This is a genomic window from Anaerotignum sp., from assembly GCF_031981185.1.
Taxonomy (GTDB): Bacteria; Bacillota; Clostridia; order Lachnospirales; family Anaerotignaceae; genus Chakrabartyella.
This window is the reverse complement of the sequence record NZ_DALYUL010000014.1, coordinates 67298-93619: the sequence shown is the minus strand read 5'-3', so window position 1 is coordinate 93619 and position 26322 is coordinate 67298. Positions and strand designations below refer to the sequence as shown.

The window sequence follows — 26322 nt, the reverse complement described above, 5'->3', positions numbered from 1 at the left end:
ACACTTGTTCCTCTTCTTTCTGGACTTTTCGGTTAATAGGAGGTAACAAATGCAAAGTATCATCGACGCTATAACCGAATGGATTAAGGAGATTTTAATCAGCGGTATTATTGGAAACTTGACAGGAATGTTTGATACAGTTAATTCCCGTGTCGGTGAGATTGCAAGTGAAGTGGGAAAAACTCCGTCAGCGTGGAATGGCGGAGTTTTCTCCCTTATTCAAAATCTTTCCGAAACCGTTGTAATTCCCATAGCAGGGATAGTATTAACCTTTGTAATGTGTTACGAGCTAATCTCAATGATCATTGATAAAAACAATATGCACGATTTTCCACCATCCGATATTTTTAAATGGATTATGAAAACCTTTATTGCGGTGTTAATTGTTACAAATGTGTTTGATATTGTAATGGCAATTTTTGATGTATCTCAAAGCGTTGTGGCAAGCTCCGCAGGCTTGATTATAGGCGATACAGGTATCAATATTGAAAGTGCCATCGGTAACTTGGAAACGGTATTGCAAAAAATGGACATCGGACCATTGATGGGGCTTTTTATTCAAAGCTTTGTGATACAGGTAACGATGCACGCACTGTCATTCTGCATTTTCATTGTCATTTACGGAAGGATGATGGAAATCTATATGGTAACATCCCTTGCGCCTATTCCCTTTGCTACAATGACCAATAAAGAATGGGGTGGCATGGGACAAAACTACATTAAATCCATCTGTGCATTGGCATTTCAAGCGTTCCTCATTATGGTGTGCGTGGGCATTTACTCCGTACTGATTAATGATATTGCAATGGGCGAGGACCCAATGGGTGCAATTTGGGGCTGCCTTGGCTACACATTGCTATTATGCTTTACTTTATTCAAAACAGGAAACATTGCTAAGGGTATTTTCAATGCCCACTAACTTTATAAAGGAGAACGCTTATATGAATATGAAAAACGCACCTAACATTGATAATGAAGCTGTTGCCGAGTTTTTTGGCAACCTTGAGGGGTGCTTAGAAAATATGGTAGACAGCCCCTATGAGCAGATTGAGGGTGAAACCTTTGTGATTATGACGGCGAGGGATTTCCACTATTTGCAGAACTGTCAAGCTCAGCAGCCTTTTATTAATTTGCTTTTGGAACAGCTTGAAGATTTCTCTATACAGCAGCTGGATCATATTCGTACCCTTGCCACCTCACAGCTAAATATTAAAATGGCAAGGGATTATTTTGAAAGAAAGGAATTAGCCTAATGGATACAAGACCTTTTTATCCCCACAGCTTTGGGGAAGCAAAACGAAATGAGGATACCGAGCGATATGTACTTTCCCACAGTGCAAATATTGATTGTAAAAATGCCATTGAAAAAGTTATCAGAGAAAACTACGATGGTTATAGACTTGGCAAAGATATCGCTAAGCCTGTCATTGAGGAATTTGGCTTTGACCGTATGAAATATGTGCTTTCTTATACGGTACAGCATTTTGACTATGATGGTCGTATCAGCAGCAATAACAAGGATTGGGCAAAAGAAACCTTTGTGCCGGAGGACACAGTTATGGATAGAGATAGAAGAAATGAATTTTTAGTCAATTCTTCTACGGGGCTTGTGGACCTCTTTATCAACCAGTACAAGCAAGAATATGAAAAACTGAATTTGTGGGATAAAAAACAGGTGAACCCTTCCAAGGATATGAATTTTGAGGGCAAGGTTATGGTTTTAATGCCGGAAATTCTAAATGAACAGCATAAAACAAGGGATGAGCAGTTGTTCTATGTCTTTGGTGGCTTTGGCTGTGATAGTGAAAAGGGTAATAAAAAGGTAATGGGTGAATTTCTCACTGATGGAGAAAAAACCAACTTCTATCGCTTTGATTTTTTGGGCGAAGCCAAAACAGACCTATTACCCGACTGGGCAAAGGAAAAACTTGCTGAAAAGACGAAGGAACAAAAGCCCTCCGTTCTACAGCAGTTAAAGGAAAACAAGGAGCAAATGAAGAAGGGTAGTCTTGCCCCTGTGATAGACAAAAAACAGGATAAGGGGGAACGCTAATGGCTTATGTATCTGTTCCCAAAGACCTTAATGCGGTCAAAACAAAGGTTATGTTTAACCTTACCAAAAGACAGCTTATTTTCTTCTCTCTTGCAGGGATTGTGGGATTACCCATTTTTTTCATCTTAAAAGGTAGCATTGACATTACCATCGCTACTCTTGTAATGATGGTTGTTATGCTACCTTTTTTCTTTTTTGCAATGTATGAAAAGCACGGACAAAAACCCGAAGTGATCATTAAACAGATATATATGGTTAAAAAAGGCTTGCCATCGGAGCGACCCTATAAAACCCAAAATGCCTACACACTTTTGGAAAAGCAATATAATCTCAATAAGGAGGTAACGCAAATTGTCAAAAGACAACACAAAACAGGAAGTAAAACTTACAAGAGCTGAGAAAAAGGAAATCAATAACATTATCGCAAAGTATAAAGGCGATGATAAAAAAGCAATGTCTGCACAGCAAAGTATTCCCTATAAACGCCTTTATCCCGATGGTATTTGTCGTGTGGACGAGGACTTTTATTCCAAGAGCATTTTATTTGAGGACATCAACTATCAGCTTGCGGAAAACGAGGATAAATCCGCTATTTTTGATGGTTGGAGCAACTTTCTCAACTACTTTGATACGTCCATTAAATTTCAGCTCTCTTTCCTTAATATCACAGGCAACGAAAAGATATTTGAAGATAGCATTACAATTGCACCACAGGAGGATGATTTCAACTCTATTCGTGAGGAATATTCTGATATGCTCCTAAAGCAGCTTTCCAAGGGCAATAACGGCATTATCAAGCGTAAGTATCTCACCTTTGGTATTCACGCAGACAGCTACAAAAAGGCAAAAACAAGGCTTGAACGCATTGAAACCGACATCTACAACAACTTCAAAAAGCTGGGTGCGCGTATGGAAAGCCTTGACGGAAAAGAACGGCTCCATCTACTTAGAAATATGCTTTATATGGACGAGAAACAATCCTTTAACTTTGAATGGAATTGGCTACCTGTATCGGGGCTATCCACCAAAGACTTTATTGTTCCTTCGTCCTTTTATTTTGGAGATGCCAAGCGATTTAAGACCGGAGATAAATTTGGTGCAGTATCCTTTATGGAGATACTGGCTCCTGAACTTTCCGACCGTGTGCTTGCAGATTTTCTTGAAATCGAGGGGAATCAAAATGTAACAATGCACATTCAGTCTATCGACCATACCAAAGCCATTAAAATGGTAAAACGCAAGCTGTCTGACCTTGAAAAAACGAAGATTGACGAACAAAAAAAGGCAGTTAGAAGTGGATATGATATGGATATTATGCCCGCTGACCTTGCTCTGTTCCTCACGGAGATGAAAAAGCTATTGCAGGATTTACAAAGCAGAAATGAGCGACTTTTCTATTTTACCTTTATGATTGTAAACACTGAAACTTCTAAGGATAAACTGGATAATATCGTTTTTGGAGCAACAAGCCTTGCCGGAAAGCATAACTGCATTCTCCATAGGCTTGACTATCAGCAGGAGCAGGGATTTATGAGCTGCTTGCCACTGGGGAAAAACTTAATTGACATCCGAAGGTGTATGACCACCACGGCAACCGCAGGCTTTGTGCCATTTACTACTTGCGAACTGTTCCAAAATGGCAATGCCCTCTATTACGGTATCAATGCTCTTTCCAGTAACCTTTTAATGGCTGACAGAAAGCTACTTAAAAATCCCAATGGACTGATTTTAGGCACACCAGGTTCTGGTAAATCCTTTTCGGCCAAAAGAGAAATCGTCAATGTGTTTCTTATTACTGATGATGATATTGCCATATTAGACCCAGAATCCGAGTACGCACCTTTGGTGCAAAAGCTGAACGGTCAGGTTATTAAAATCTCCCCACTTTCCAAACAGTTTATCAATCCAATGGATATTAGCCTTGACAATATGGAGGAAGAAAATCCACTTATCTTAAAGAGTGATTTTATCCTTTCCCTCTTTGAGGTGATGATGGGTAAGGTACAAGCTGATGAAAGAAGTATCATCGACAGCTGCTTGCAACAGGTTTATATGCCGTATTTTGCAGACCCACAAAATACTCAAATGCCAATTTTAGAGGATTTGTATAACAAAATTTTAGAGCGAAACAGCCCACAGGCAAAGCACATTGCCGATTGTATGGCGATTTATGTCACAGGCTCATTGAATGTGTTTAATCATCGCACCAATGTGGACATTAGCAATCGTGTAGTGTGCTTTGATACCAAGGAGCTGGGCAACGCTCTAAAAGAGTTTGGTATGCTTGTGGTGCAAGACCAGATTTGGGGCAGAGTCAGTCGAAACAGAAATGATAAAAAATCTACACGTTATTATATTGATGAAATGCATCTGCTTTTGGGCAAAGAGCAAACCGCCAATTATACGGTGGAGATTTGGAAACGTTTTCGTAAGTGGGGAGGTATTCCCACAGGCTTAACGCAGAATGTAAAAGACTTTCTTTGTTCTCCACAGGTGGCAAACATCTTTGAAAACTCGGACTTTGTGTATCTACTGAACCAAGCAGGTGGTGATAGAGAAATCCTCTCCAAACAGCTTAACATCTCCCCACATCAGCTATCCTATGTTACCAATTCGGGAGCTGGTGAGGGACTTTTGATTTACGGTAGTATCATTATTCCGTTTATTGATCACTTCCCAAAAGATACGGAGCTTTACAAGATAATGACTACAAAGCTTGAGGAAGTGTAAGATGGATGATAAATTAAATAAAGCTCGTTTAAAACTTGAAAAAGCTGAGTTGAAACGAGATAAAGCACTGGAAAAGGTACTCAGGAATAAGAAACAACTCAAAATGCAAAGAAAGTTCTATGAGAAAGAAAAGCCAAAGTCAAAGCTGGATTTTGGCGAAAATAAGTCAAAACCTTCTGATAAGCTAACAGACAAGCCTAAACCATCTGGTAGTTTGGTGGATATAGTAAAACCACAATCAACCATAGTGCGAAAATTCAAGAACGTACCACAAAAGGCAGTTGCCAGCAATGTTCATAAAGAAATTTCCGAAAGTGGAGATGACAATGTTGGTGTTAAAGCCACCCATGACAGCGAGCAGTCTGCTGAATTTATGGGTGAAAAATTGAAATCAGCATACGAGCATCAGAAATTAAAGCCCTATAAAACCCTTGCAAAAGCGGAAAAGAAGCTGCAAAAATCACAGGTTAATTACACCTACAGCAAGGCTATGGCTGAAAATCCGCAGTTAGGTAGCAATCCATTTTCCAAGTGGCAACAAAAGCAAAATATCAAAAAGCAATATGCCAATGCTCGCAAAGCCGGTACTGCTACCCGTAACACAGCCACCACCATTAAAGATATTATTAAAAAAGGTGTTGATACAGTTGCTGCGATTGCAGCTAATGCTGTGAAAAACCCTAGGGTTTTAATTATCAGCGGGTGCTTTCTGCTAATCATCATCATTTGCGGTGGTTTGTTTTCCTCTTGCTCGGTGATGCTCCAAGGTGGTTTCAATTCCATTGTGGGTACTTCCTATAACTCTGAGGATGAGGATATTGTTGAGGTTGACAACGATTACAAAAACCTTGAAAAAGAGTTGAAGGATAAAATTGACAACATTGAAAGTGATTATCCCGGTTACGATGAGTATCGTTATAACCTTGATGAGATCGGTCATAACGCCCATGAACTTGCGTCCTATCTTACAGCCTTATTGAAATATTATAAGCCAAATGAGGTACAAGGCGAACTGCAACAGATTTTTGATTTACAGTATGAGTTGGAATTGGAACGAGTGGTAGAGATTCGTTACCGTACTAAAACGAGAACGGACAGCGAGGGTAATTCTTATAAGGTAAAAGTACCTTATAAATACTATATTTTAAAAATCACTCTTACCAATACACCTATCAAAAACGTGGCTGAGGATTTGCTTACTGCCGAGCAATTTGAATTATTTAGAGTATATCTTGAAACCAAAGGCAATAAGCCCAATGTTTTTGGGGACAAATACAGCGAAACCGATAGCAATCAAGATTTAGAATATCAAGTACCTGCCCATAACCTCACTGATGAGGAGTTTGGTAAAATGCTCAAGGAAGCTGAGAAATATTTAGGCTATCCTTATGTTTGGGGAGGTAGCAGTCCTTCCACTTCTTTTGATTGCAGTGGTTTTGTATGCTGGGTAATCAATCAATCGGGTGTGGGCAACATCCCTCGCACCACGGCAACAGGGATATATAATCAAACAACACCAATTCCCAAAAGCGAAGCAAAGCCGGGAGATATAATCTTCTTTGAGGGTACTTATGACAGTGCAGGAGCAGTTTCTCATGTTGGGATTTATGTAGGTGATGGAATGATGATCCATTGCGGAAATCCCATTGGTTACGCAAATGTAAATAGCGGATACTGGCAAGACCATTTCTATGGGTTTGGAAGGTTTAACTAAGGGAAATAGTGGGATTGTTGCGATTGTAGGTGTATAATAAATATAATTTGATGTTAAGCCCTATAAGTCAATTGTTGTGACTTGATATAGTGGTCTATTAGAGAAATTTAAAAGATTCGGAAGAAAGAAGCTGATGGATAAAGGGATGGTTATAAAGCTAAGTAGTTACTGGGCAGGAAAACTACTGTATTTAATTTTATATGAGGTGGTTTGAAATGGGTAATTGGATAAATCCTAATGATAATATTCTAAGAATGCGATTAACAGAGGCTCAATATGCCGAAAGTTTTATTGAACATGGTACTGTAAAATTTAACATTCCAGATTTTTGGGTGAATTATGCGGAACAGTTTGGTGATGGACGAGGTGATTTTTATGAGGGAACCTTGGCTTTTTGTCATTACTTAGATTCTAATACAAAAAGAGAACTCAGTGGAATATATTCCACTACGAAACCTTTGAATCCAAAGGCAAGAAATTTGCTTAAAAAGAAATATAAACAAAGAATATTATTTAAAGATAAAAGAACCATGCAATTGCCGTGTCTGTGTTTATATATTTTGAAAGTTGATGCATTTGATTCACCTCAGAATGCAGGTGAACAAATTCTTAAAACTACAATTCCGGGCAGCTATTTTAGAGATTTTGTTGATAATAAACCGACAGAGTATGTTGAAAAGCAACCGCTAGAAAAACAACCAGCATTAATAATTATAAAAGATTTCGACTTGTTTAAAAAAAGAATGATTAAAGCATTGATGGATATAGGTGTAAATGAAAATGAAATAATTATAGGATATGTGCGTTACTACGATTTTGAGAAATACGGTTGTGAAGGTTGGTACGATTTTGGACAAGCGTTCCCTAAAGAATTATTTGTGAAAAATTCTCGATTTAGCGATCAAAAAGAAGGAAGAGTTATAGTGAACACGAGGAACAAAGAAGTATTAGAACGTCTAAAAAAACCAATAAATTTGGGAAATATGTCTGATATATCACAAATATGTAAAGGGTATTATCCAGACGGGATTGATATTAAAGTAACAGCAACTGTAGTTAAGGTTAAGGTTGAAGAAGGTTGATGAAATCTACTTCGCATAAACATTTGAATTTTTGTATACTTCAAATACATAGTAATTTCACTGAAAAATAAAATTCAATATTAAGCCAAATAAGACGAGAGCAATCTCGTCTTATTTGCGTTTCAAAGGAGGAAAATTCATTGCAAAACAAACTAAATAAAGTTGAAAAAGAGATTACTAAAACTGAGCGGAAAATCTCTGAACAGGAAAGCATATTGAAATCCTTGCAAAAGGAAAAGACAGACCTTGAAAATCTAATGATGATTGATGTTCTTAGAAAGCACAAGGTAAATCACAACGATTTGCCTACAATATTGCAGATTTTTGAGGAGGAGAAAGGTTCAAGTGTACCACTTAAAATAAACAATATGGAGGGACAACAAAATGAAAATATTTAAGAAGTTTACTACAATATTGGTGATAAGCGTACTATTTTGCTCAATTTCAACCGTAGCCTTTGCAGGTGGCGGTTCCGAATACGACGAAACCCCACCTGTGGTTGTGACACCAAAGGAAGAAACCAAACCGCTTACTCCAGAGGGCAATTTGACCCTTGTTGATGATATTACCACCACTTCCGAAACAGACAAGCAGTTTATCACGGCAGTTTCAAAAAATGGCAACTATTTTTACCTAGTCATTGACCGTGCAGGAGATAGTGATAATGTATACCTACTTAATATGATTGATGAAGCCGATTTAATGTCATTGATGGAGGGCGAACCTGCTAAGATTGAGGAGAAGCCAACAATCCAAGAACCCGTGCCTACTTCCGCAGAGACAACAGAAGAACACTCAGATGATAAAACAGATGAAACCAAAAGTAACACCTTGCCGCTGTTAGTGCTTGTATTAGCTATGTGCGGCGGAGGTGCTTTTTATTATCTGAAGTTCGTTAAGGGCAAAAATACTCATAAAGGCTCTACAAATTTGAATGAACTCAGCAACGATGAATATTCCGACGATGAGGAAGAATACGAGCTTGACCAGGATGATAGCTTTTTAGCAGATGATGAAAATACAGATTACAGGGAGGAATAAAAATTGAGATTAATCATTGCAGAAAAACCATCGGTGGCACAAAGTATTTCAAAGGTTCTGGGTGCTACCGATAAAAAAGATGGATACCTTGAGGGCAATGGATATTTCGTATCGTGGTGCGTTGGGCATTTGGTAGGTCTTGCCGGTACCGAGAAATATAATGAAGGTTATAAAATATGGGATTTAAAGGATTTGCCTATTATTCCACAGAGCTTTGCATATGAGGTATCAAAGGGCAAGGAAAAACAGCTTAAAATCCTTTGCAAGCTGTTAAATGACCCTAAAGTAGATGAAGTTATCAATGCCTGTGATGCCGGGCGTGAGGGCGAGCTTATCTTTCGTCTGGTGTATCAATTTGCCAAGTGTCAAAAGACGATGAAAAGGCTTTGGATCTCTTCTATGGAGGATAGTGCCATACAAAAAGGTTTTGAAAATCTAAAAGACGGAGCTAGTTTTGATTTGCTTTATGAAAGTGCTGCTTGCAGACAAAAAGCCGATTGGATTGTGGGCATCAATGCTACAAGGTTGTTTTCACTGCTCTACAATCAGCAGTTAAACGTAGGCAGAGTGATGTCCCCGACGCTTTCTATGATTGTGGAACGTAATGCAAGCGTCAAAGCCTTTCGTCCCACACCATTCTATACTATCGTCCTTGATAATGGTGCAGTGACCTTTACATCTGAAAAAATGGAGGGAAAGGCACATGCGCAGGAACTTCTTAAAAGGTGCAAAAATCAGCATTTAGTAGTTACAAGCATTGAAAATAAGGAAAAGGCAGAAAAACCGCCAAAACTGTATGACCTTACCACCTTGCAGCGAGAAGCCAATCGCAAATTAGGCTTTACCGCCAATCAAACATTGGAATATACCCAAAGCCTTTATGAAAAGAAGCTATGTACCTATCCAAGAACCGATAGTCGATTTTTAACCGAGGATATGGCAGATATCTTACCGGAACTGTCACTATATGCTTTGACAGTTTTACCATTTCCAAGGGATGAAGAATTTGATGTACCTTGCGATGCTCAGCTTGTGATTGACAGCAGCAAGGTTACCGACCACCATGCCATTATCCCCACCAAGAGCCTAGCAAACTATGATATAGAACAGCTACCATACGGAGAAAAAGCAGTCTTGACACTCATCATGTTAAGGCTGCTTTCTGCTTTAGGGGATAACCACAGATATAGCGAAACGGTGGTAACGGCAGGCTGTGGCGATACTGTTTTTACAACCAAAGGCAAAACTATTTTGCAAAATGGCTTTAAGGAATACGAAGTGCTTCTTAATATGATCGAGAAACAGGACGAAAAATCACTTCCTCTTATGGCTGAAGGCGAAGTCATTGAAAATTGTAACGCAGAAATAAAGGAAGGCAAAACTTCTCCACCTAAGCAATTTACCGAGGACACCTTGCTTTTGGCTATGGAAACAACGGGTAAAGACGAAAATATTGAAAAAGAGTTTTGCGGTATTGGAACCCCTGCTACTCGTGCAGGTATTATTGAAAAACTCATTAGTATTAATCTTTTGGAACGCAAGGGGGACAAGAAAACAAAGTATCTTCTGCCAACAGATAAGGGCAATGCCCTCATTACTATTTTGCCCGAAAGTATCCAATCCCCACTGACTACGGCTGAATGGGAAGAAAAGCTAAAATCAATTGAAACAGGCGATTTGTCCGCAAATGAATTTCTATCGGAAATTTCTAAAACGATCGAGAACCTTGTCAGGACCTATGATGTGGTAAAAGGAAGTGAACAGCTTTTTCCCTCACAAAACAAGGTGATTGGAAAATGCCCAAGGTGTGGTAGTAATGTAATCGAGAATAAAAAAGGATTTTGCTGTGAAAATAGAACCTGCGGTTTTGCCCTCTGGAAAGAAAATAAGTTTTTTACTTCCAAGAAGAAAACTTTAACCGAAAAAATAGTAAAAGACCTTTTAACCACAGGCAAATGCAAGTTAACAGGCTGTTATTCAGAAAAAACAGGTAAAACTTACAATGCTACTGTTTCCATTGATGAAACAGGAGGTAAATATGTCAACTTCGTTTTAGAATTTGAAAAAAGGGGGAAATAAGTGATGAGTGATTATCAAGTAAAAGATTTCATGGATTTGGTCAATCAAAATCCAAAAGAGGTTTTGTTTGCTCTAACCAACGATCAGAATTTGAGGGATAGAGTGAAAAAGCTCGTAAATATGTGCGATATTGGGCAGGACTTGGATACTAACCACAGTTTTGAGGAGCTAAGTATAATTTACGATTACACAAAGGATATTTGGTTAAAGTCAGAAGATTATGCTTTAGCGGATATTCAGTATTTTGCAGCAAAGGCAATCAACTACAATATGATTGATGTTTCTTCTCTTTCCCACATTCCTCTCAGAGAGTTTATTGATGCCCTTTGTAATGATAATACCGATGCGCTGTATAAAGCTGCACTAACTGCATTAGAAAATACTGATGATCGGTTTTTCTTTGACAAAGAAAGTGGTACACTGACTTGGCTATATTACAATCCCGATAGCATTGCAGGTGGACAATTTGTGCAGAATATGCTGTCCTATGAACAGATTTTAGAGGTTGCTAAAATTACAAGTAATCCACAGGATTTTTTCTATGACCAGTTAGAAAGCAGAGCGAAACAGGAACTGGGCGATATTGATACCGATGAATTTGTTGCTAGGCGGGCAACTTTTTTAAGTGGTAGCCATACTCTTTCCGGTATTTCGGAAAACACAATGGAAGCTCTTATTACTCTTGCAAAGGAAAGAGAAAACCATCTAAAGACTGCTGAAATGAGCAGCGAGCAAAATTATAATCAAATTGATGGTATTATTAACAACGAGCTCCCTCGCATCATTGGTGGATATGCTGTTACCGAAAGTCATATTGTTGGCAATTATGAGTTTGCCTTTGGCGAAAATGAAAAGGCTCCCTCACCTTATGCTTCTTGGCAAAGAAATATTAAAAACGATGAAGAACGAGCTGATGGCGATAACTGGTTTTGGGGGCATTATTTCAGTGACAAAGACAAGGCTGTTTTCGATTTTAAGGAACGCATCAAAGATGTTTTGGAAGAAGTGGCTACGAAAAGCCACTCAGTTACCACAAAGCTAAAAGCCTTTAAAGAACTGGAAAACCAAAGCGAAGGTGAAATTCATAAAAATCAAAATTTTGAACGATGATACCTGTTGACAATATGGGATAAATCCCATATAATATTAATGAGGATAAACACATATCCTATAAAGGTGGATTACAAATGACAGATTTTGAAATCGAATTTTATAAAAATCAAAATGGAGATGTTCCGGTTAAAGATTTTGTCCTTTCTCTTGATACAAAAATGAGAGCCAAGATGTTGCGGTGCATTGAAATTTTAAGGAAGAACGGAAATGATTTGCGAGAGCCATATACAAAGCCTTTAGGTAATGGCATATTTGAACTTAGAGCAAAACAAGGTAGTGATATTTCAAGGGTGTTATATTTTTTCGTAATTGGGAGAAAAATAGTACTAACAAACGGTTTTATCAAAAAAACGACGAAAACACCACCTAAAGAAATTGACCTTGCTGAAAAGTATCGCAAGGATTATTTAGAAAAAAATGGAAAGGAGTTGTAATTATGCGTGATGATTTTGATAGACTTTTAGAAGAAGAATTGAAAAATCCTGAATTTCAAAAAGAATGGAATGTTCTTGAGCCAGAGTTTAATATCATTCAAGCAATGATAGATGCTAGAAAAAATAGTCACCTTACACAAAAGGAGCTTGCACAAAAAACAGGCATTAACCAAGCAGACATCAGCAAACTTGAAAATGGCAATGCAAATCCCACTCTTTCCCTTTTACAAAGGCTTGCTGAAGGAATGGATATGCAGTTGAAACTTGAGTTTATTCCAAAACAAGAAATTGTCGTAAAATAATGAAAAGCAAACCCGATACAAGGATGGACCTCTTTGTATCGGGTTTTATTTATTTTTTCCTTGCTGGTTTTACGTTCACTTCGGGGTTTATATCCCCGATTATTTTGCCATGCTCATTTTCGTATTCTTTGATATTGTTGCGAATTAACACGAGAATGTGGCTATTAACAGAACGTCCCTCATAATCAGCAACAAAAGCAATTTTTTCAAGCATTTCTTCTTCGATACGTATGGATACACTTTTGATAGCCATAAATCAAACACCTCTTTTAGATATATTGTGTATTTATTTTACATATAATCCGTGTTATAATTTGGAATATAGATATACTATGTGTTTATAAAATGTGAGGGGGATTAAATTTTGAGCAATCGAAGTATTTATAGAAAAATAGCAAAGCAAAATGGTATGAGCATGAAAGAAGTCAAAACCGAGATGCAGACAGCACTTGAATACGCTTTTACATCGAATGACGATAGTATTATAAAAGCCTATCAGGAGCAGGTTCCCCGCAGGGGAGAAGTCCCCACACCCGAAGAATTTATAAAATATGCTGTCAACAATCAAATATCAAAAATTCAATCCCGATATAAGGACTAACCTCTTAGTATTGGGATATAATTAAAAGCTGGACATGTTGGATTACGTGTGCAGCTTTTAATCATATTTTCATCAAATAGTGGCAATGTGGAAAAATTCTAAAAGACCTATTTCTAAGCCCAAATACATCTCATGAATTACTCAAAGTTTTATAAGTGATAGGATCACTTAAATATACGTATATGCAGTCAACAAGATACAAGCAATCAAATAACAAAAAATCAATCCCGATACAAGAACAAACCTCTTTGTGTCGGGATTTTTTATGTCAAAAAACAAATTTAAGGAGGAGCGAATGAGCAGAATAAACGAAGTTTCAAAGCTATTTACCGATACCAAAGAAGATGTCTTGAAAAATATCAGTAACTGGCAAGACTATCTTACTACCGCAAGCAAATTCTATAAGTACAGTTTTGATGACCAGATTATGATTTATGCACAACGTCCTGATGCCACCGCTTGTGCCAATATCGAAATTTGGAACAAGAAGATGAACCGATGGGTGAAACGAGGTAGCAAAGGCATTGCCCTTATCCGTCAAAATCAAGGTGGAAAACCTCGTATTGAATATGTTTTTGAGGTTTCCGATACCAACGAGGTGAGAGGAGCAAAAACGCCGTATCTGTGGGAAATGCAACCAAACTATCACGAGGATGTGCTAAAGCAGCTCACAGTGTTTTATGGCGAGATTAAAAAAGATGATTTTGCAAGTAGCCTTATGGAGCTTACTGAGCGAGCCGTGGGTGAGCATTACCGAGAGTTTTTGCACGATTTAAACTATGATCTTGAGGATAGCTTTTTAGAGGGAATTGATGAACTGAATATGGATGTTGCCTTTAGAAATGCTGTTACTACAAGCGTTCAGTATATGGTGCTTACACGGTGTGGCATTGATACAAGAGAATATCTTGATGAGGACGATTTCAGAGGAATTACCGACTTCAATACCCCTGCCGTATTCTCTCATTTGGGCAATGCCATTAACTTGGTGTCAAATGAAATGCTCCTCACCATCGGTGCAGTGATAAGAGAAATTGAACGAAATTTACTTGCAAAATCTATTGATAATAAGCGGAAAGTAGATTATACTGACAATATAGAATTTAACGCTATAAAGCGCGAAAGTAAAAATGTAAAGGAGGAAAATGGCAATGGTAGAAAAGGTGAATTATATTCAGAACGGAGACTATCGGATACCGGATCTACAGATGGAGGATTTGGACAATCTACCCGACACAGTGGGCAAGTATGGAATGATGAGAGAAACGCATCTCAAGGAGAACCGCAGGGGAACCTACAGTCGAATGCTGCAAGACGGGAGTCTGTGGCCGCATTTGGTGGAGGTGGACAGGACAGCTCACAGCCAAGTAGAACAGATGACAGAAGAAATGATGAAAGCTCAGGGAGTAACCGAGGAGCTAAAAGCCAAAGATCAACTTCTTTGGGTGCAGATGGCAACAAACATGAAGCTACAAGCCGAGGAAGTGGTGATGAAGGACTTGATTTACGCAAGGTAAGTGGCAATCAAGTATCTATATTTCCTACTATTCATGAACAAATTGAGTCTATTGCAGAAAGTAAAGCAGTAAGCGACGAAGTCCCAAATGGGTCAACCGCCACGCTTGCTGCTTTTTCTTTTGCCCAAAACAGCCTATTTGATGCTGAATCTATCTCCTTTGAAGTGGTGGATAAAATTTTAGCAACGGGTGGCGAAGAAAAAAATAGTACTTCCCTTATCGCTGGATATATGGCATTTAATACTGACCTTTTTGAAAATGCAGATTATCTAAAAAATCATTATGGTAGAGGAGGCAAGGGCTTTGAGATTGATGGAGTAAAATACTCTTTTTGGTATGATGAAGATGGCATTTCCATTGCAAGGGGAAATCAGACCTATCACGCACAGAACAAAATAAATCTTTCGTGGGTTCAGACCGCCGAAAGGATTAGAAATCTACTGGAAAAGGGCGAATATCTCACTGTCGAGAAACTGGAACAGTCAAAAGAAGTTTATCAAAAATATGTGGCTGAATATTTTTCCTTTATGTATCGGGACAAAGCCGAGGATTACACCAATGAAAAACTTGATCCTATTGTAACGAGATTCGTATATCCTGATTGCACACAGGAAATTTGTACTCATTTGACGGATAAACAAAAGTTGTCTATTTTAATGCTTGGATTAAAGCAAATGGAGCAAGATTTTATTGCAGATAAAGATGCAACTATGCGAATTGCCTTTCATACACCAACTGAAATTATGGGCATGGCAAAGAATTTTCACATCTAAAGAAGAATTTGCTCCAATTACCCCGTCTTTTATTACCCAAGACGAACTAAATGCCATCTATGCAACTGATAATCGCACAAGGCATTTTAATACTTCTCGCATTGATACCTATGCCTTTTTCAAACAAGGGCATACAGAGAAAGAGAAATCCGACTTTCTAAAAAATCATTATGGCTGGAGTGGCAGTGGACACTGGGGTATTAGCTTGAACCATTCCGCAAGGGGTACTATATACGCAAGGGAAATTGATTTTAAGCCCTACGCAACCGTGATGGAAAACTGGGGACAGGTAACGAAGCGAATTGACCGATTGATTGCTGAAAATCGCTATCTTAGCAGTGCTGAGCTTGCCTACATTCCCACTTATGAAAAAGAAAAAATTGCAAGGGGCATCTTTCACTTTTACAGTTATGCTCCATCGGATATAGAAAGGCCTTTTGCTGCGCCAAGCAGTGATTACAGCTATATGGATAAGGCTGTAAAAGAGGTTGCGGAACAACTTGAGGATAGCGAGTTTGTAGATAATCTTATTGGACAGATGGAATATGTGCTAGGACAGACCCTCTCTGATGCGCGTGGGTTTGACTATATGCAGAAGGCTTTTAAGAATTTAAAGGATTTTCAAACCGGTGATTACTCTATTTTCAAAAGCCAAGAATACGCCATAAAGCGGGTGGAAAAAGACCATGAGGAACTGGACGAGGACAGTATCGACGATATTACCAATATCGCCAAAAAACTGGAACGCAAGCGAAAATCCACTCACAAAGAAACAGATAGTGGGCAGCTCACCCTTGATTTAGTAGGTGGTTCCGTATCCTCCATCTTAGAAGATAGGGGGCTTATGGTATCCGACGAACTTGTCGACTTTGCTACAGAAAGCCTTGAAAACCCCACAAATGAAAATATAGTTGCCAAGGTGGAAGAAATTATCAAGAAAGAAAGCAGAATGACCGAGCCTGCTCAACTTGCATATCAAGTGGGCAACCGTTATTTCTCCATTCAAGAAGTTGACGAAGGCTACGATTATTCTATCTTTGATGAAAACTTCCACGTTATTAATGGTGGCATTTATGATGATCCATCTATTTCTATGGAGCAAGTCATTAACCTGATCTGTGAAGATGATTTGGTAGAGGGCAATGCAAAGGAGATGGACTACAACTACCTTTTAGAGCAAACAGAAACACAAGCAACTGAGGAACTAGAAGCAGTTACAGCTTTTGATGAAAATCCTGGTGATTTTGATGAGGTAGTCGAAACAGCCATTGTAGAAGAAATTGGCGAAAAACTCTCCCATGAGCGAATGGAACAGCTCCTTAGCGACGAAAAAATCATAATCGAATATTTAAACCAAAAAGTAGACCACCCACATCAGATTGTAGGCATACAATCGGGTAGTCTGCTTTTGTTTTATGGTGATGATGCCGAGATAGCTGCACCCGTCCTTGGTCGCAAGGTAATTGAGCGAGACATTCCCCTTATCGGAAATACCAAAGTGACTGGCGGTTATGTGGCGGATTGGCAAGTGGCAACAAAAAACCTTAAAGATAAAGGAATTAACTTCTGTTTCATTGGAGAAGAAAACGGCGAGTACCACACCATTACTGAGCATTATGCAAAGGATTATATTCCTATTGGTATGGAGCTTACAATCGGTGGTAGAGATTTTGTTATTGACAGTGTAAATTATGACTTTGACAAGGTTTCCTTGCGGGATACAACATTCCAAAATGGCACTGGCTTTCCTATCTTTCGCAGTGAAACTGTGGATTATATCCGCTATTTTGTCGAGCAAAAGCAGGCGCAGCTGCAAGAGCAAAATATCTCTATTGTTACTGATGAAAAGCAGCCAGAGCTACAAACAATAATTAAATTTGATTTTGACGGAGGCGGTTTAGAGGATGCACCTTTTGCCCCTCCCACTAAACAAGTAGAAAAAGAAATTACGCATACTTCACCTAAAATCAATTACGCAATCACCAATGATGATTTGGGTGTCGGCACAGCAAAAGAAAAATATGCCCACAACATTCTTGCCATTCAAACGCTAAAACAACTTGAAACGGAAAATAGACGAGCCAATGCTGAAGAGCAGGAACTCTTATCACAGTATGTCGGTTGGGGCGGTCTCGCCGATGCTTTTGACGAAAACAAGGATAATTGGCGAAGTGAGTATGCCGAGCTAAAAGCCATACTCACACCCGATGAATACGAAATGGCAAGGGCCAGTACCCTTAATGCCCACTATACCTCACCTACCGTCATTCGTGCGATGTATAAGGCACTGGAAAATATGGATATTCCAAATGGCAACATTTTAGAGCCTGCAATGGGCAGTGGTAACTTTTTCGGGATGCTGCCACAGAGTATGCAAACCTCAAAGCTCTACGGTGTGGAATTGGATAGTCTAACCGGAAGAATAGCAAAGCAGCTTTATCAGAGGGCAAATATTCAAATTAAAGGCTTTGAGAAAACCGATTTTTCCAATGACTTTTTTGATATGGCAGTGGGAAATGTGCCTTTTGGTAACTACAAGCTCAATGACAAAAAATATGATAAGCTGGGTTTCCTAATACATGATTACTTTTTTGGAAAATCCCTTGATAAGGTTAGAAGTGGTGGTGTGGTAGCCTTTATTACTTCTAAAGGCACTCTTGATAAAGCAAGTAGTGAAGTGAGAAAACACCTTGCTGGGAGAGCCGACCTGCTGGGTGCTATCAGACTGCCTAACACAGCATTTAAAGCCAACGCAGGAACGGAAGTCACCAGTGATATTATATTCCTCCAAAAGCGTGACCACGTACCGGAGCGTTTACCTTCTTGGGTAGAGCTTGGCGAAACTGAAGACGGTATTGCAGTCAATAAATACTTTGAGGAAAACCCTCAAATGATTATGGGCAGTATGAAAATGGTATTGGGTCCTTTTGGAATGGAGGCCACCTGTGTTCCAAACCATGAAATCCCCCTTGCACAACAGCTTGAACAAGCAATACTCCACATTCTACCGCCCGATAAAGCACTGCTAAAAGATCCTGTTACCGCTATAGATGGAGAAAAAGAAGCTGCCACTATTGAAGCCACTCCCGATGTGCGAAATTTCAGCTATGCGCTTATTGATGACAAGCTATATTTTCGAGAAAACAGCAGAATGAAGCCTGTTTCTCTGTCTGATACAGCAGAAAAGCGAGTAAGTGCCTTACTTAGCATTCGTGATAAAACCAGAGAGATCATTGAAATGCAGTTGGAGGAATGTTCTGACGAAGAGTTGCAAAAGGCACAGCTAACATTAAATATAATTTATGACGATTTTAATAAGAAATTTGGGCTGATTAACAGCAAAGCTAATAAGCAAGCCTTTGTAGATGATGTTTCCTATCCGCTCCTTTGCTCTTTGGAGCAATTAGACGAGAATGGTAATCTAAAAGCCAAAGCGGATATGTTCACCAAACGCACCATAAAACAATCGGTTAAGGTTACCTCTGTTGATACTCCTACGGAAGCGCTGGCAGTATCTATTTCTGAAAAAGCCCGTGTGGATATTGGTTTTATGGCACAGCTTTTAGGCGGAGAGGATAACATACCTGTTATCATTGAGGACTTAAAAGGGATTATCTTCAAAGACCCTTTAAGTGATGCAGACAATAACCTTATTGACTGGCAAACAGCTGATGAATATCTATCAGGCAATGTGCGTGAAAAGCTTGCTATTGCAAAGCTATCTGTTTCAGATAACCCACAGTATCAAGTCAACTTAGATATGCTTACAAAAATACAACCAAAGGATTTATCCGCAGCTGAGATTGATGTTCGTATTGGTGCGACTTGGGTAGACCCAGAATACTATAAGCAATTTATGTTTGAAATTTTAGGCACTCCACGTTATATGCACAGTAGCAGAATTGATGTTATGTATTCAAAGCATACAAGCGAGTGGAATGTTAAGGGGAAAATGGAGGATAGGGCAAACCCTCGTGCCATTGCCACCTATGGCACAAAACGCAAAAATGCCTATCAGATTATAGAGGATAGCTTGAATCTTCGTGATGTGCGTGTTTTTGATACCGTCATTGATGATGACGGCAAGGAAAAACGGGTGCTAAATGGTAAAGAAACCACCCTAGCACAGCAAAAGCAGGAAGCCATCGGTGAAGCCTTTAAGGAATGGATATGGAAAGACCCACAGCGTCGAGAGGTTTTAGCAAAGAAATACAATGAAATTTACAACTCTATCCGTCCTCGTGAGTTTGATGGTCAGCATATTAAATTTGATGGTATGAACCCAATCATTAAGCTAAATGCACACCAAAGTAACGCTGTAGCTCGTACCCTTTACGGTGGTAATACGCTCCTTGCTCATGTGGTTGGTGCTGGAAAAAGTTTTACAATGGTAGCAAGTGCCATGGAGGGCAAAAGACTTGGTTTGCAACAGAAGTCTCTATTTGTTGTGCCCAATCACCTAACCGAACAGATGGGTGGAGATATTCTTACCTTATATCCTGGTGCAAATGTCCTTGTTGCCACAAAGAAGGACTTTGAGCCTGCGAACCGCAAGAAATTCTGCTCTCGCATTGCCACAGGTGATTTTGATATTGTGGTTATCGGGCATTCTCAATTCGAGAAAGTTCCTCTATCGGTAGCAAGGCAAGAGGAAATCCTAAAGACACAAATTGATGAAATTCTCTTTGCAATACAGGATGCAAAAAGCCAAAATGGTGAACGTTATACCATAAAACAGCTTGAGAAAACGAAGAAAAGTCTTGAAACAAGGCTTGAAAAATTGTCCTCGCAAGAACGCAAGGACAGCGTTGTAACCTTTGAAGAATTGGGGGTAGATAAGCTCTATGTAGATGAGGGACACCTTTTTAAGAATTTGTTCCTTCAAACAAAAATGCGTAATGTTGCCGGTATCGGACAAAGTGAAGCACAAAAATCTACCGATATGTTTACCAAGTGCCGTTATATGGATGAGCTAACAGGAGGTAAGGGTGTTGTTTTTGCCACTGGAACCCCTGTGAGCAACTCAATGACGGAACTCTACACTATGATGAGATATTTACAATATGGAACCCTCCAAAGGCTTGATTTAACCCATTTTGATAGCTGGGCTGCCAACTTTGGTGAAAAGGTCACCGCTATTGAACTTGCTCCAGAGGGCACAGGTTTTCGTGCTAAGACACGCTTTGCAAAATTCTTCAATCTTCCTGAGCTGATTAACATTTGGAAAGGTGCAGCAGATATTCAAACTGCCGATATGCTAAACCTACCTGTCCCCATAGCATATCACACAACCGTTGTAACCAAGCCCTCCGAGTTTCAAAGGGAAATGGTTAAAGACCTTGCAGACAGAGCAAATAGCGTTCGTAAAAAAGAGGTAGAACCTAACGTGGATAATATGCTGCGTATTACTTCTGATGGAAGAAAGCTGGCTCTTGACCAAAGGCTACAAAATGATCTGCTCTCCGATGATGAAAACAGTAAAATCAATACCTGTGTAAACAATGTATTCAACATTTGGGAGGAAAGTACCAATACCAGAGGAGCACAGCTAATCTTTTGTGATCTCTCCACTCCCCATTATGACGGCACTTTTAATGTGTATGATGATATTAAAAACAAGCTGATGGAAAAAGGTGTCCCACCGGAAGAAATCAAGTTTATTCATGATGCCAACACCGAGCAACAAAGGGCTGAGCTTTTTGCTAAGGTGCGAAGTGGTGATGTTCGTGTGCTGATTGGTTCAACACAAAAAATGGGTGCTGGCACCAATGTCCAGCGGAAATTAGTGGCACTCCATCACACAGACTGCCCGTGGCGTCCGGCGGATTTGGAGCAGCGTGAGGGAAGAATTATAAGGCAAGGTAATGAAAATAAAGAGGTTAAAGTCTTCAAGTATGTCACAGAAAATACTTTTGATGCCTACAACTGGTCGCTGATCGAAAATAAACAAAGGTTTATCGGTCAGATATTCACCAGTAAATCGCCTGCTCGTAGTGCAGATGATATTGATGCTACGGCTCTTTCTTATGCTGAGGTTAAAGCACTCGCCACCGGTGACCCAAAAATTAAGGAAAAGATGGATCTCGATATTGCTGTTGCAAAGCTAAAGCTAATGCGTTCTAACCACCAAAGTCAGAAATACGATATGGAGGATAGGCTCATCAAATACTACCCACAGGAGATTAAAAAGACAGTGGAACGCATAGATGGGCTAACCCAGGATTACAAGTTGGTACAGGCTCACCCCATAGCCGAAGACAGCTTTTCTATGTCCATTAAAGGCACAACTTACACCGAAAGAAAAGCTGCTGGCGAAGCTGTTTTACAGGCTTGTAAGGCTATCCTAAACCCCGAGGATAGAGTGAACCTTGGTGAGTTTAGAGGATTTTCAATGACCCTGTATATTGACAATGGCACATTTAGGATTGCAATGAAAAACAATATCACACATATAGCAGAACTGGAGAACAATATTACAGGTAATATTGTGCGTATTAACAATGCTCTTGAAAATATGCCTAAAACCATTGACAACCTCAAAAACCGTTTAGAAAACCTAAATGCCGAGCAGGCAGCAGCACAGTCTGAGGTGGATACCCCTTTTCCCAAAGAGCAGGAATATAAGGAAAAACAGACACGGCTTACACAGCTTAATATCGAGCTTGACAATGCAGAAAAAAAGGAAGAAGAAGCCGATCATAACAACGCCGAACAGGAGAAAAAGCCATCTGTTATAAAGGCACTCAAGGACTTCAAAGAAGAAATTCGAGCCGATGATTGCACAACCCAAAGCCCTGAAAAGTCTTATGAAGAAAGATAACTAAACCTTCATGTAGACTGCAAAATTTAACAAGGAATGGTTTGTTTTTGCAGACCATTCCTTTATTTTTTTATCAGAATACTTATGATTTCATATTGACTTTAATGCTCTAAAGCGATAGAATAAAGATAGAAAAGCAAACGTCAAGGAGGTTGAAAAAATGAGGACTTTATTTAAAATATTGCTATTTCCCATCATCGCAATTTTAACCGTATTAAGATTAGGTTGTCGATTAATAACTGTAGTCAGCGGAACAATTATTGGTACAATTTCTTCACTACTGTTTCTATTTACCCTTGTATGTTTGGCTATGGGGTTTGCCCAGTGGGAACAGGCAAAAGGATTGTTGCTTCTCTGCCTTGTATTCAGTGAAATCGGACTGTTTGGCTTGGTAAACCTCCTTCTAAATGGTGTAGATTGCGTTACAAGAAAGCTACGACAAGTTTAAAAGTTAATCATCATATTATAGGCTACTTCTTCGGAGGTAGCCTTATTTTTTAGGGAGGATTTCATGGCAAATAGAATACGAAAAATACAGCTGCACTTTATGGTTGATGAGCAGGAACGCAAAATCATAGATGCAAAAATGGAGTTAATCGGCACCAATAATTTGGGTGCATATCTTCGCCGTATGGCTATTTACGGTTATATGATAGAACTGGATATGGAGCCATTAAACAGGCTCACTGTGGAGCTTTCACGCATAGGCAACAACCTTAATCAGCTTACCAAAAGAGCCAACGAAACAGGCAATATTTATATTGATGATATTGATGTCTTGAGCGGTGATATAAAGGCAATTAAAGGGGATATTCGCATCTTTATAAATGCTCTTTTTGCTGATGAAAAATAGGAGATGATTTTATCGCCACAACACGAATTATTCCAATGCATATCAACAAGGGTAAAACCCTTGCCCAGTGCCTTACAGATAGAACCGATTATGCTAAAAACCCTGACAAAACCAATAGCGGAGAATTAGTCAGTAGCTTTATGTGTGATGCTGATTTAGTGGATAGTCAGTTTCTTTTATCCAAGCAAATTTACCTACAAAAAACAGGCAGAATACAAAAAAATGATGTAATCGCTTATCAGCTTAGGCAGTCTTTTAGGCCAGGGGAAATTTCTCCGGAGCTTGCCAATCTAATGGGCTACCAATTAGCAGAAAAAGTAACAAAGGGTAACCACGCATTTATTGTTGCTACCCATATAGATAAGTCCCATATTCATAATCACATTATTTGGAACTCTACTAATCTAAACTGCAAGAAGAAATTTAGAAACTTTTGGAATTCTACCAAAGCAATTCAAAAAATAAATGACTTACTTTGCTTGCAAAATGGTCTGTCTATTGTAGAAAATCCAAAGGGGAAATCAAAAGATTATGGCAGTTGGCTAGAGGAGGAAAAGCCACTTAATTTCTCTGATAAATTGCGGCTTGCCATTGATGAAGTTTTAGCGGAAAAACCGGAAAACTTAGATGAGTTTTTTAGCAAAATGAAGTCTAAAGGCTTTGAAACTAAGACAGGAAAAAATCTCGCCTTTAAGGGCGATGGACAAAGGAAATTTATCCGCTTACGGTCACTTGGAAAAAGTTATCAAGAGGATAATTTAAGAGAAGTTATCGAGGGTAAAAAGGAGCATAAGCCACAAAAAAGAGTTCGTAAATATAACGATAAAAAAGTTAATCTTGTCATTGATTTGCAGTCTAAAATCAGTCAGAAAAAAGGCACCGGATATGAGCGTTGGGCAAAGACTTTCAACCTTAAACAGCTTGCAAAAACGATGAACTATCTAACCGAAAACAACTTGCTTAATTATGAAGATTTAAGGGCAAAAGCCGAGGGCATAATAAACGAGTTTTGCCTCTTTTCGGACAGCTTAAAATCTGCTGAAAAACAGATGGCAGAAATATCTATTTTGCAGAAAAATATTATCGACTTTGCAAAAACAAAGGCTGTTTATGAGGATTATAAAAAATCTGGATATTCTTCTAAATTCAAAGAAGAAAATATCACTGAAATTCTGCTCCACCAGACCGCAAAAAATCATTTTAAAGAACTGGGTTTAAGCAAGCTCCCAAAGGTGGCAGACTTAAAAAGAGAGTATGCTACTCTCTTTACCGAGAAGAAAAAGGCATACTCTAAATACAATTCTTTGAAAAAAGAAATGCAGGAAATTTTGAATGCGAAAGCCAATGTTGAACAGCTCCTTGATTTTGATGAAAAAGAGGAACAACAGCAAAAGAAAAAACCGGAGCAGTCCTTATAACCGCAAGTGAAGCAAGGTGCTGCTACTCTCAAAATGAGAGTATAAAAACACAACAGAGGCTGATTGTGTTTTAGTGGGGATTGGGGATACTTCCCCAACAAGCGCCTGCCAGTGTGTACTGGCAGGCATTGCTTGCCAAGAATGTTCGTTATATATTATATGAAAAAAACCTCTGTATTTTTAGATAGATCCTTCGTTCTTGCACTCAAGTGAGAAAATGTCGCAATAAGTTGTGATATTTATTTATATATTTGGTGTAAAATCTTGTAAGGATAACCTACATGCTTTATAATATAGTTAAGTTGAAGCATAGTATTATATCTGTGATGAATGAGGGATGAGAATGAACATTAGCTATAAAAAACTATGGATTAAGTTGATTGAAAAAGACATAAAGAAAAGTGATTTACGAAAGTTAACAGGACTTTCAGCAGGAACTATTACTAGGCTAAATAAAAACGAGCCTGTTTCTATTACTGTCTTACTATCTATTTGTGAAATCTTAAACTGTGATATCGGCGACATTTGCTCAGCGGTGACAGATGCTGAGTCTGCTACAACAGATGCTAAATAATATAGACGAATATAGTTAGGTATGGAGGAAGATATATGGAGAAAAAATATAGCTCTGGATTAGTATCTGAATCCTTTTGGTTTATTGAATGTAAAAAAATTATCAAACTAAAATATGATGATTATTCTTGGGATGAGATAAGAACAATGTGCTTAGAGGAAAATTTGCTAGGTATATCCAAAGAGTATCGAGCCAAAAGAATATTTGGATATTTAAAAAATAGAATTAGCACGCTAGATGAAAAGGTAATGAAAATCTTTTTAGAGGGTGATTTGGCAACACAAAAAATTATAATTCTTATTGCAGCCGTAAAGCAAAATAGATTGTTTTATGAATTTTTATATGAAGTGTATCGTGAAAAAGTAATCCTTGGGGTGCGTGAACTTAACGACAGTGATATTAATATATTCTTCAAGAATAAGCAAGATCAAAATGAAGATGTTGCGAGTTGGACAGACACTACACTGAAAAGACTTAGAAGCACTTATATGAATTTTATGGTTGATGCGGGGCTGTTGACTGTAAATGGTAAAAAGAAAGAGACTACTCCTCCAGTGATGGATATTACACTAGAGCATTACTTTAAAGATAATGGAGAAATACAATTAATAAAAGCAATTACGGGGGTGAGCTAAATGCAAGATTTAGAAACCAGACTAAACAAGTTAGAGGACAAGATTAAGCTCCCGAATTTCAGGGAAAATAAAGGTCTTGGCAATGAGGTTGGATATTATGTATTTGACTATCCTGCTGAGCAGGAGATGGTGATTCGAGAGAGAGTTCAATATCTAATCTCAAAATATGAAAACAGTGATATTAAGTTGGTTGTTTTTGATTTGTATGATACAATTATTGACTTGCTAGAGAAAGAGGGATTTCTTGACCTTTGCATAGAGTTCGAAAAGACGAAAGGCTTACCTGAGATAACCAAAGCAATTAACGAAATGCTACGCATGGAAGAAGATAATCACAGCAACGAGCTCTTAGCTCATATTAAGGACAATACCCCAGAAGATGCTATTGTTTTTTTAACTGGAATTGGCAAATGTTATCCGCTTTTGCGTTCTCATAAAATACTAAATAATATGCACCAATTTGTAGATAATGTCCCGGTTGTAATGTTCTTTCCTGGCAAGTATGATGGTCAGTCATTGATGCTATTTGGCGAAACTAAGGACGATAATTATTATAGGGCTTTTAGGATTGTAGATTGAGAGG

At 38.7% G+C, this 26322-nt stretch carries 23 protein-coding genes; 22 read left to right on the top strand and 1 reads right to left on the bottom strand.

Annotated elements, in window-relative coordinates:
* Nucleotides 1-49: 49 nt before the first annotated feature.
* The 13 genes from RTK36_RS09645 to RTK36_RS09585 all read left to right on the top strand — a co-directional run bounded on the left by RTK36_RS09645 (nt 50) and on the right by RTK36_RS09585 (nt 12548).
* Entirely contained in the window at nt 50-919 is an 870-nt protein-coding gene (locus tag RTK36_RS09645) for a VirB6/TrbL-like conjugal transfer protein, CD1112 family (protein ID WP_312046579.1), read from the top strand.
* A gap of 22 nt (nt 920-941) precedes the next feature.
* Entirely contained in the window at nt 942-1253 is a 312-nt protein-coding gene (locus RTK36_RS09640) for a hypothetical protein (protein WP_312046577.1), read from the top strand.
* A complete protein-coding gene (locus RTK36_RS09635; RefSeq protein WP_312046575.1) occupies nt 1253-2053 on the top strand; it encodes a DUF3849 domain-containing protein in 801 nt (266 codons plus the stop codon). The genes RTK36_RS09640 and RTK36_RS09635 overlap by 1 nt, the downstream gene beginning before the upstream one ends.
* Nucleotides 2053-2451: a PrgI family protein gene (locus RTK36_RS09630; RefSeq protein WP_312046573.1), complete on the top strand. Its 399-nt coding sequence runs from the start codon at nt 2053-2055 to the stop codon at nt 2449-2451. Before RTK36_RS09635 ends, RTK36_RS09630 begins: the two co-directional genes overlap by 1 nt.
* Complete coding sequence (locus RTK36_RS09625) at nt 2405-4783, top strand: VirB4-like conjugal transfer ATPase, CD1110 family (protein ID WP_331655006.1); 2379 nt, start codon at nt 2405-2407, stop codon at nt 4781-4783. Before RTK36_RS09630 ends, RTK36_RS09625 begins: the two co-directional genes overlap by 47 nt.
* 1 nt (nt 4784) lies before the next feature.
* Nucleotides 4785-6497 carry a C40 family peptidase gene (locus tag RTK36_RS09620; RefSeq protein WP_312046570.1) on the top strand — a complete coding sequence of 571 codons (1713 nt, stop codon included), beginning with the start codon at nt 4785-4787 and terminating at the stop codon, nt 6495-6497.
* A gap of 215 nt (nt 6498-6712) precedes the next feature.
* A complete protein-coding gene (locus RTK36_RS09615) occupies nt 6713-7579 on the top strand; it encodes a hypothetical protein (protein ID WP_312046567.1) in 867 nt (288 codons plus the stop codon).
* A gap of 140 nt (nt 7580-7719) precedes the next feature.
* A complete protein-coding gene (locus RTK36_RS09610; RefSeq protein WP_312046565.1) occupies nt 7720-7977 on the top strand; it encodes a DUF4315 family protein in 258 nt (85 codons plus the stop codon).
* Nucleotides 7964-8620, top strand: a complete 657-nt coding sequence (locus RTK36_RS09605) for a DUF4366 domain-containing protein (protein WP_312046563.1) — start codon at nt 7964-7966, stop codon at nt 8618-8620. Before RTK36_RS09610 ends, RTK36_RS09605 begins: the two co-directional genes overlap by 14 nt.
* Before the next feature lie 3 nt (nt 8621-8623).
* Nucleotides 8624-10699, top strand: coding sequence for a type IA DNA topoisomerase (locus tag RTK36_RS09600; RefSeq protein ID WP_312046561.1), 2076 nt, complete (start codon nt 8624-8626; stop codon nt 10697-10699).
* A gap of 3 nt (nt 10700-10702) precedes the next feature.
* Nucleotides 10703-11809, top strand: a complete 1107-nt coding sequence (locus tag RTK36_RS09595) for a DUF4316 domain-containing protein (protein WP_312046559.1) — start codon at nt 10703-10705, stop codon at nt 11807-11809.
* Nucleotides 11810-11886: 77 nt separating this feature from the next.
* On the top strand, nt 11887-12246 hold the full coding sequence (locus tag RTK36_RS09590) for a type II toxin-antitoxin system RelE/ParE family toxin (RefSeq protein ID WP_312046557.1): 360 nt from the start codon (nt 11887-11889) through the stop codon (nt 12244-12246).
* Nucleotides 12247-12248: 2 nt separating this feature from the next.
* Nucleotides 12249-12548: a helix-turn-helix domain-containing protein gene (locus tag RTK36_RS09585; protein ID WP_066050725.1), complete on the top strand. Its 300-nt coding sequence runs from the start codon at nt 12249-12251 to the stop codon at nt 12546-12548.
* Nucleotides 12549-12597: 49 nt separating this feature from the next.
* On the opposite strand, the gene RTK36_RS09580 is transcribed toward RTK36_RS09585, so the two are convergent.
* Nucleotides 12598-12801: an Arc family DNA-binding protein gene (locus tag RTK36_RS09580; RefSeq protein WP_312046555.1), complete on the bottom strand. Its 204-nt coding sequence runs from the start codon at nt 12799-12801 to the stop codon at nt 12598-12600.
* 111 nt (nt 12802-12912) lie between these two features.
* Here RTK36_RS09580 and RTK36_RS09575 point away from each other — a divergent pair, with 111 nt between their 5' ends.
* From RTK36_RS09575 to RTK36_RS09525, 9 genes are all read left to right on the top strand, one after another.
* Nucleotides 12913-13149, top strand: coding sequence for a sporulation initiation factor Spo0A C-terminal domain-containing protein (locus tag RTK36_RS09575; RefSeq protein WP_066050719.1), 237 nt, complete (start codon nt 12913-12915; stop codon nt 13147-13149).
* Between the two features lie 295 nt (nt 13150-13444).
* Entirely contained in the window at nt 13445-15439 is a 1995-nt protein-coding gene (locus RTK36_RS16715; RefSeq protein WP_442871345.1) for a hypothetical protein, read from the top strand.
* Complete coding sequence (locus RTK36_RS09555) at nt 15369-22259, top strand: LPD16 domain-containing protein (protein WP_312046547.1); 6891 nt, start codon at nt 15369-15371, stop codon at nt 22257-22259. Before RTK36_RS16715 ends, RTK36_RS09555 begins: the two co-directional genes overlap by 71 nt.
* Before the next feature lie 160 nt (nt 22260-22419).
* Entirely contained in the window at nt 22420-22707 is a 288-nt protein-coding gene (locus RTK36_RS09550; RefSeq protein WP_312046545.1) for a hypothetical protein, read from the top strand.
* 63 nt (nt 22708-22770) lie between these two features.
* The gene (locus RTK36_RS09545; protein ID WP_312046543.1) at nt 22771-23112 is read left to right on the top strand and encodes a plasmid mobilization protein; all 342 of its coding nucleotides are present in this window, start codon (nt 22771-22773) and stop codon (nt 23110-23112) included.
* 35 nt (nt 23113-23147) lie between these two features.
* Entirely contained in the window at nt 23148-24530 is a 1383-nt protein-coding gene (locus RTK36_RS09540) for a relaxase/mobilization nuclease domain-containing protein (RefSeq protein ID WP_312046541.1), read from the top strand.
* Between the two features lie 343 nt (nt 24531-24873).
* Nucleotides 24874-25104: a helix-turn-helix domain-containing protein gene (locus RTK36_RS09535; protein ID WP_312046539.1), complete on the top strand. Its 231-nt coding sequence runs from the start codon at nt 24874-24876 to the stop codon at nt 25102-25104.
* Between the two features lie 35 nt (nt 25105-25139).
* On the top strand, nt 25140-25739 hold the full coding sequence (locus RTK36_RS09530; RefSeq protein ID WP_312046537.1) for a DUF1819 family protein: 600 nt from the start codon (nt 25140-25142) through the stop codon (nt 25737-25739).
* Entirely contained in the window at nt 25740-26318 is a 579-nt protein-coding gene (locus tag RTK36_RS09525; RefSeq protein ID WP_312046534.1) for a DUF1788 domain-containing protein, read from the top strand.
* Nucleotides 26319-26322: the final 4 nt, after the last annotated feature.

Bases quoted from the DNA above. Each gene is read 5' to 3' on its own strand.
- RTK36_RS09580 (WP_312046555.1), bottom strand. From the start codon at position 12,801: ATGGCTATCAAAAGTGTATCCATACGTATCGAAGAAGAAATGCTTGAA.
- RTK36_RS09535 (WP_312046539.1), top strand. From the start codon at position 24,874: ATGAACATTAGCTATAAAAAACTATGGATTAAGTTGATTGAAAAAGAC.
- RTK36_RS09525 (WP_312046534.1), top strand. From the start codon at position 25,740: ATGCAAGATTTAGAAACCAGACTAAACAAGTTAGAGGACAAGATTAAG.
- RTK36_RS09645 (WP_312046579.1), top strand. From the start codon at position 50: ATGCAAAGTATCATCGACGCTATAACCGAATGGATTAAGGAGATTTTA.
- RTK36_RS09605 (WP_312046563.1), top strand. From the start codon at position 7,964: ATGAAAATATTTAAGAAGTTTACTACAATATTGGTGATAAGCGTACTA.
- RTK36_RS09640 (WP_312046577.1), top strand. From the start codon at position 942: ATGAATATGAAAAACGCACCTAACATTGATAATGAAGCTGTTGCCGAG.
- RTK36_RS09550 (WP_312046545.1), top strand. From the start codon at position 22,420: ATGAGGACTTTATTTAAAATATTGCTATTTCCCATCATCGCAATTTTA.
- RTK36_RS09555 (WP_312046547.1), top strand. From the start codon at position 15,369: ATGCAACTATGCGAATTGCCTTTCATACACCAACTGAAATTATGGGCA.
- RTK36_RS16715 (WP_442871345.1), top strand. From the start codon at position 13,445: ATGAGCAGAATAAACGAAGTTTCAAAGCTATTTACCGATACCAAAGAA.
- RTK36_RS09630 (WP_312046573.1), top strand. From the start codon at position 2,053: ATGGCTTATGTATCTGTTCCCAAAGACCTTAATGCGGTCAAAACAAAG.
- RTK36_RS09590 (WP_312046557.1), top strand. From the start codon at position 11,887: ATGACAGATTTTGAAATCGAATTTTATAAAAATCAAAATGGAGATGTT.
- RTK36_RS09545 (WP_312046543.1), top strand. From the start codon at position 22,771: ATGGCAAATAGAATACGAAAAATACAGCTGCACTTTATGGTTGATGAG.
- RTK36_RS09585 (WP_066050725.1), top strand. From the start codon at position 12,249: ATGCGTGATGATTTTGATAGACTTTTAGAAGAAGAATTGAAAAATCCT.
- RTK36_RS09635 (WP_312046575.1), top strand. From the start codon at position 1,253: ATGGATACAAGACCTTTTTATCCCCACAGCTTTGGGGAAGCAAAACGA.
- RTK36_RS09530 (WP_312046537.1), top strand. From the start codon at position 25,140: ATGGAGAAAAAATATAGCTCTGGATTAGTATCTGAATCCTTTTGGTTT.
- RTK36_RS09615 (WP_312046567.1), top strand. From the start codon at position 6,713: ATGGGTAATTGGATAAATCCTAATGATAATATTCTAAGAATGCGATTA.
- RTK36_RS09595 (WP_312046559.1), top strand. From the start codon at position 10,703: ATGAGTGATTATCAAGTAAAAGATTTCATGGATTTGGTCAATCAAAAT.
- RTK36_RS09620 (WP_312046570.1), top strand. From the start codon at position 4,785: ATGGATGATAAATTAAATAAAGCTCGTTTAAAACTTGAAAAAGCTGAG.
- RTK36_RS09540 (WP_312046541.1), top strand. From the start codon at position 23,148: ATGCATATCAACAAGGGTAAAACCCTTGCCCAGTGCCTTACAGATAGA.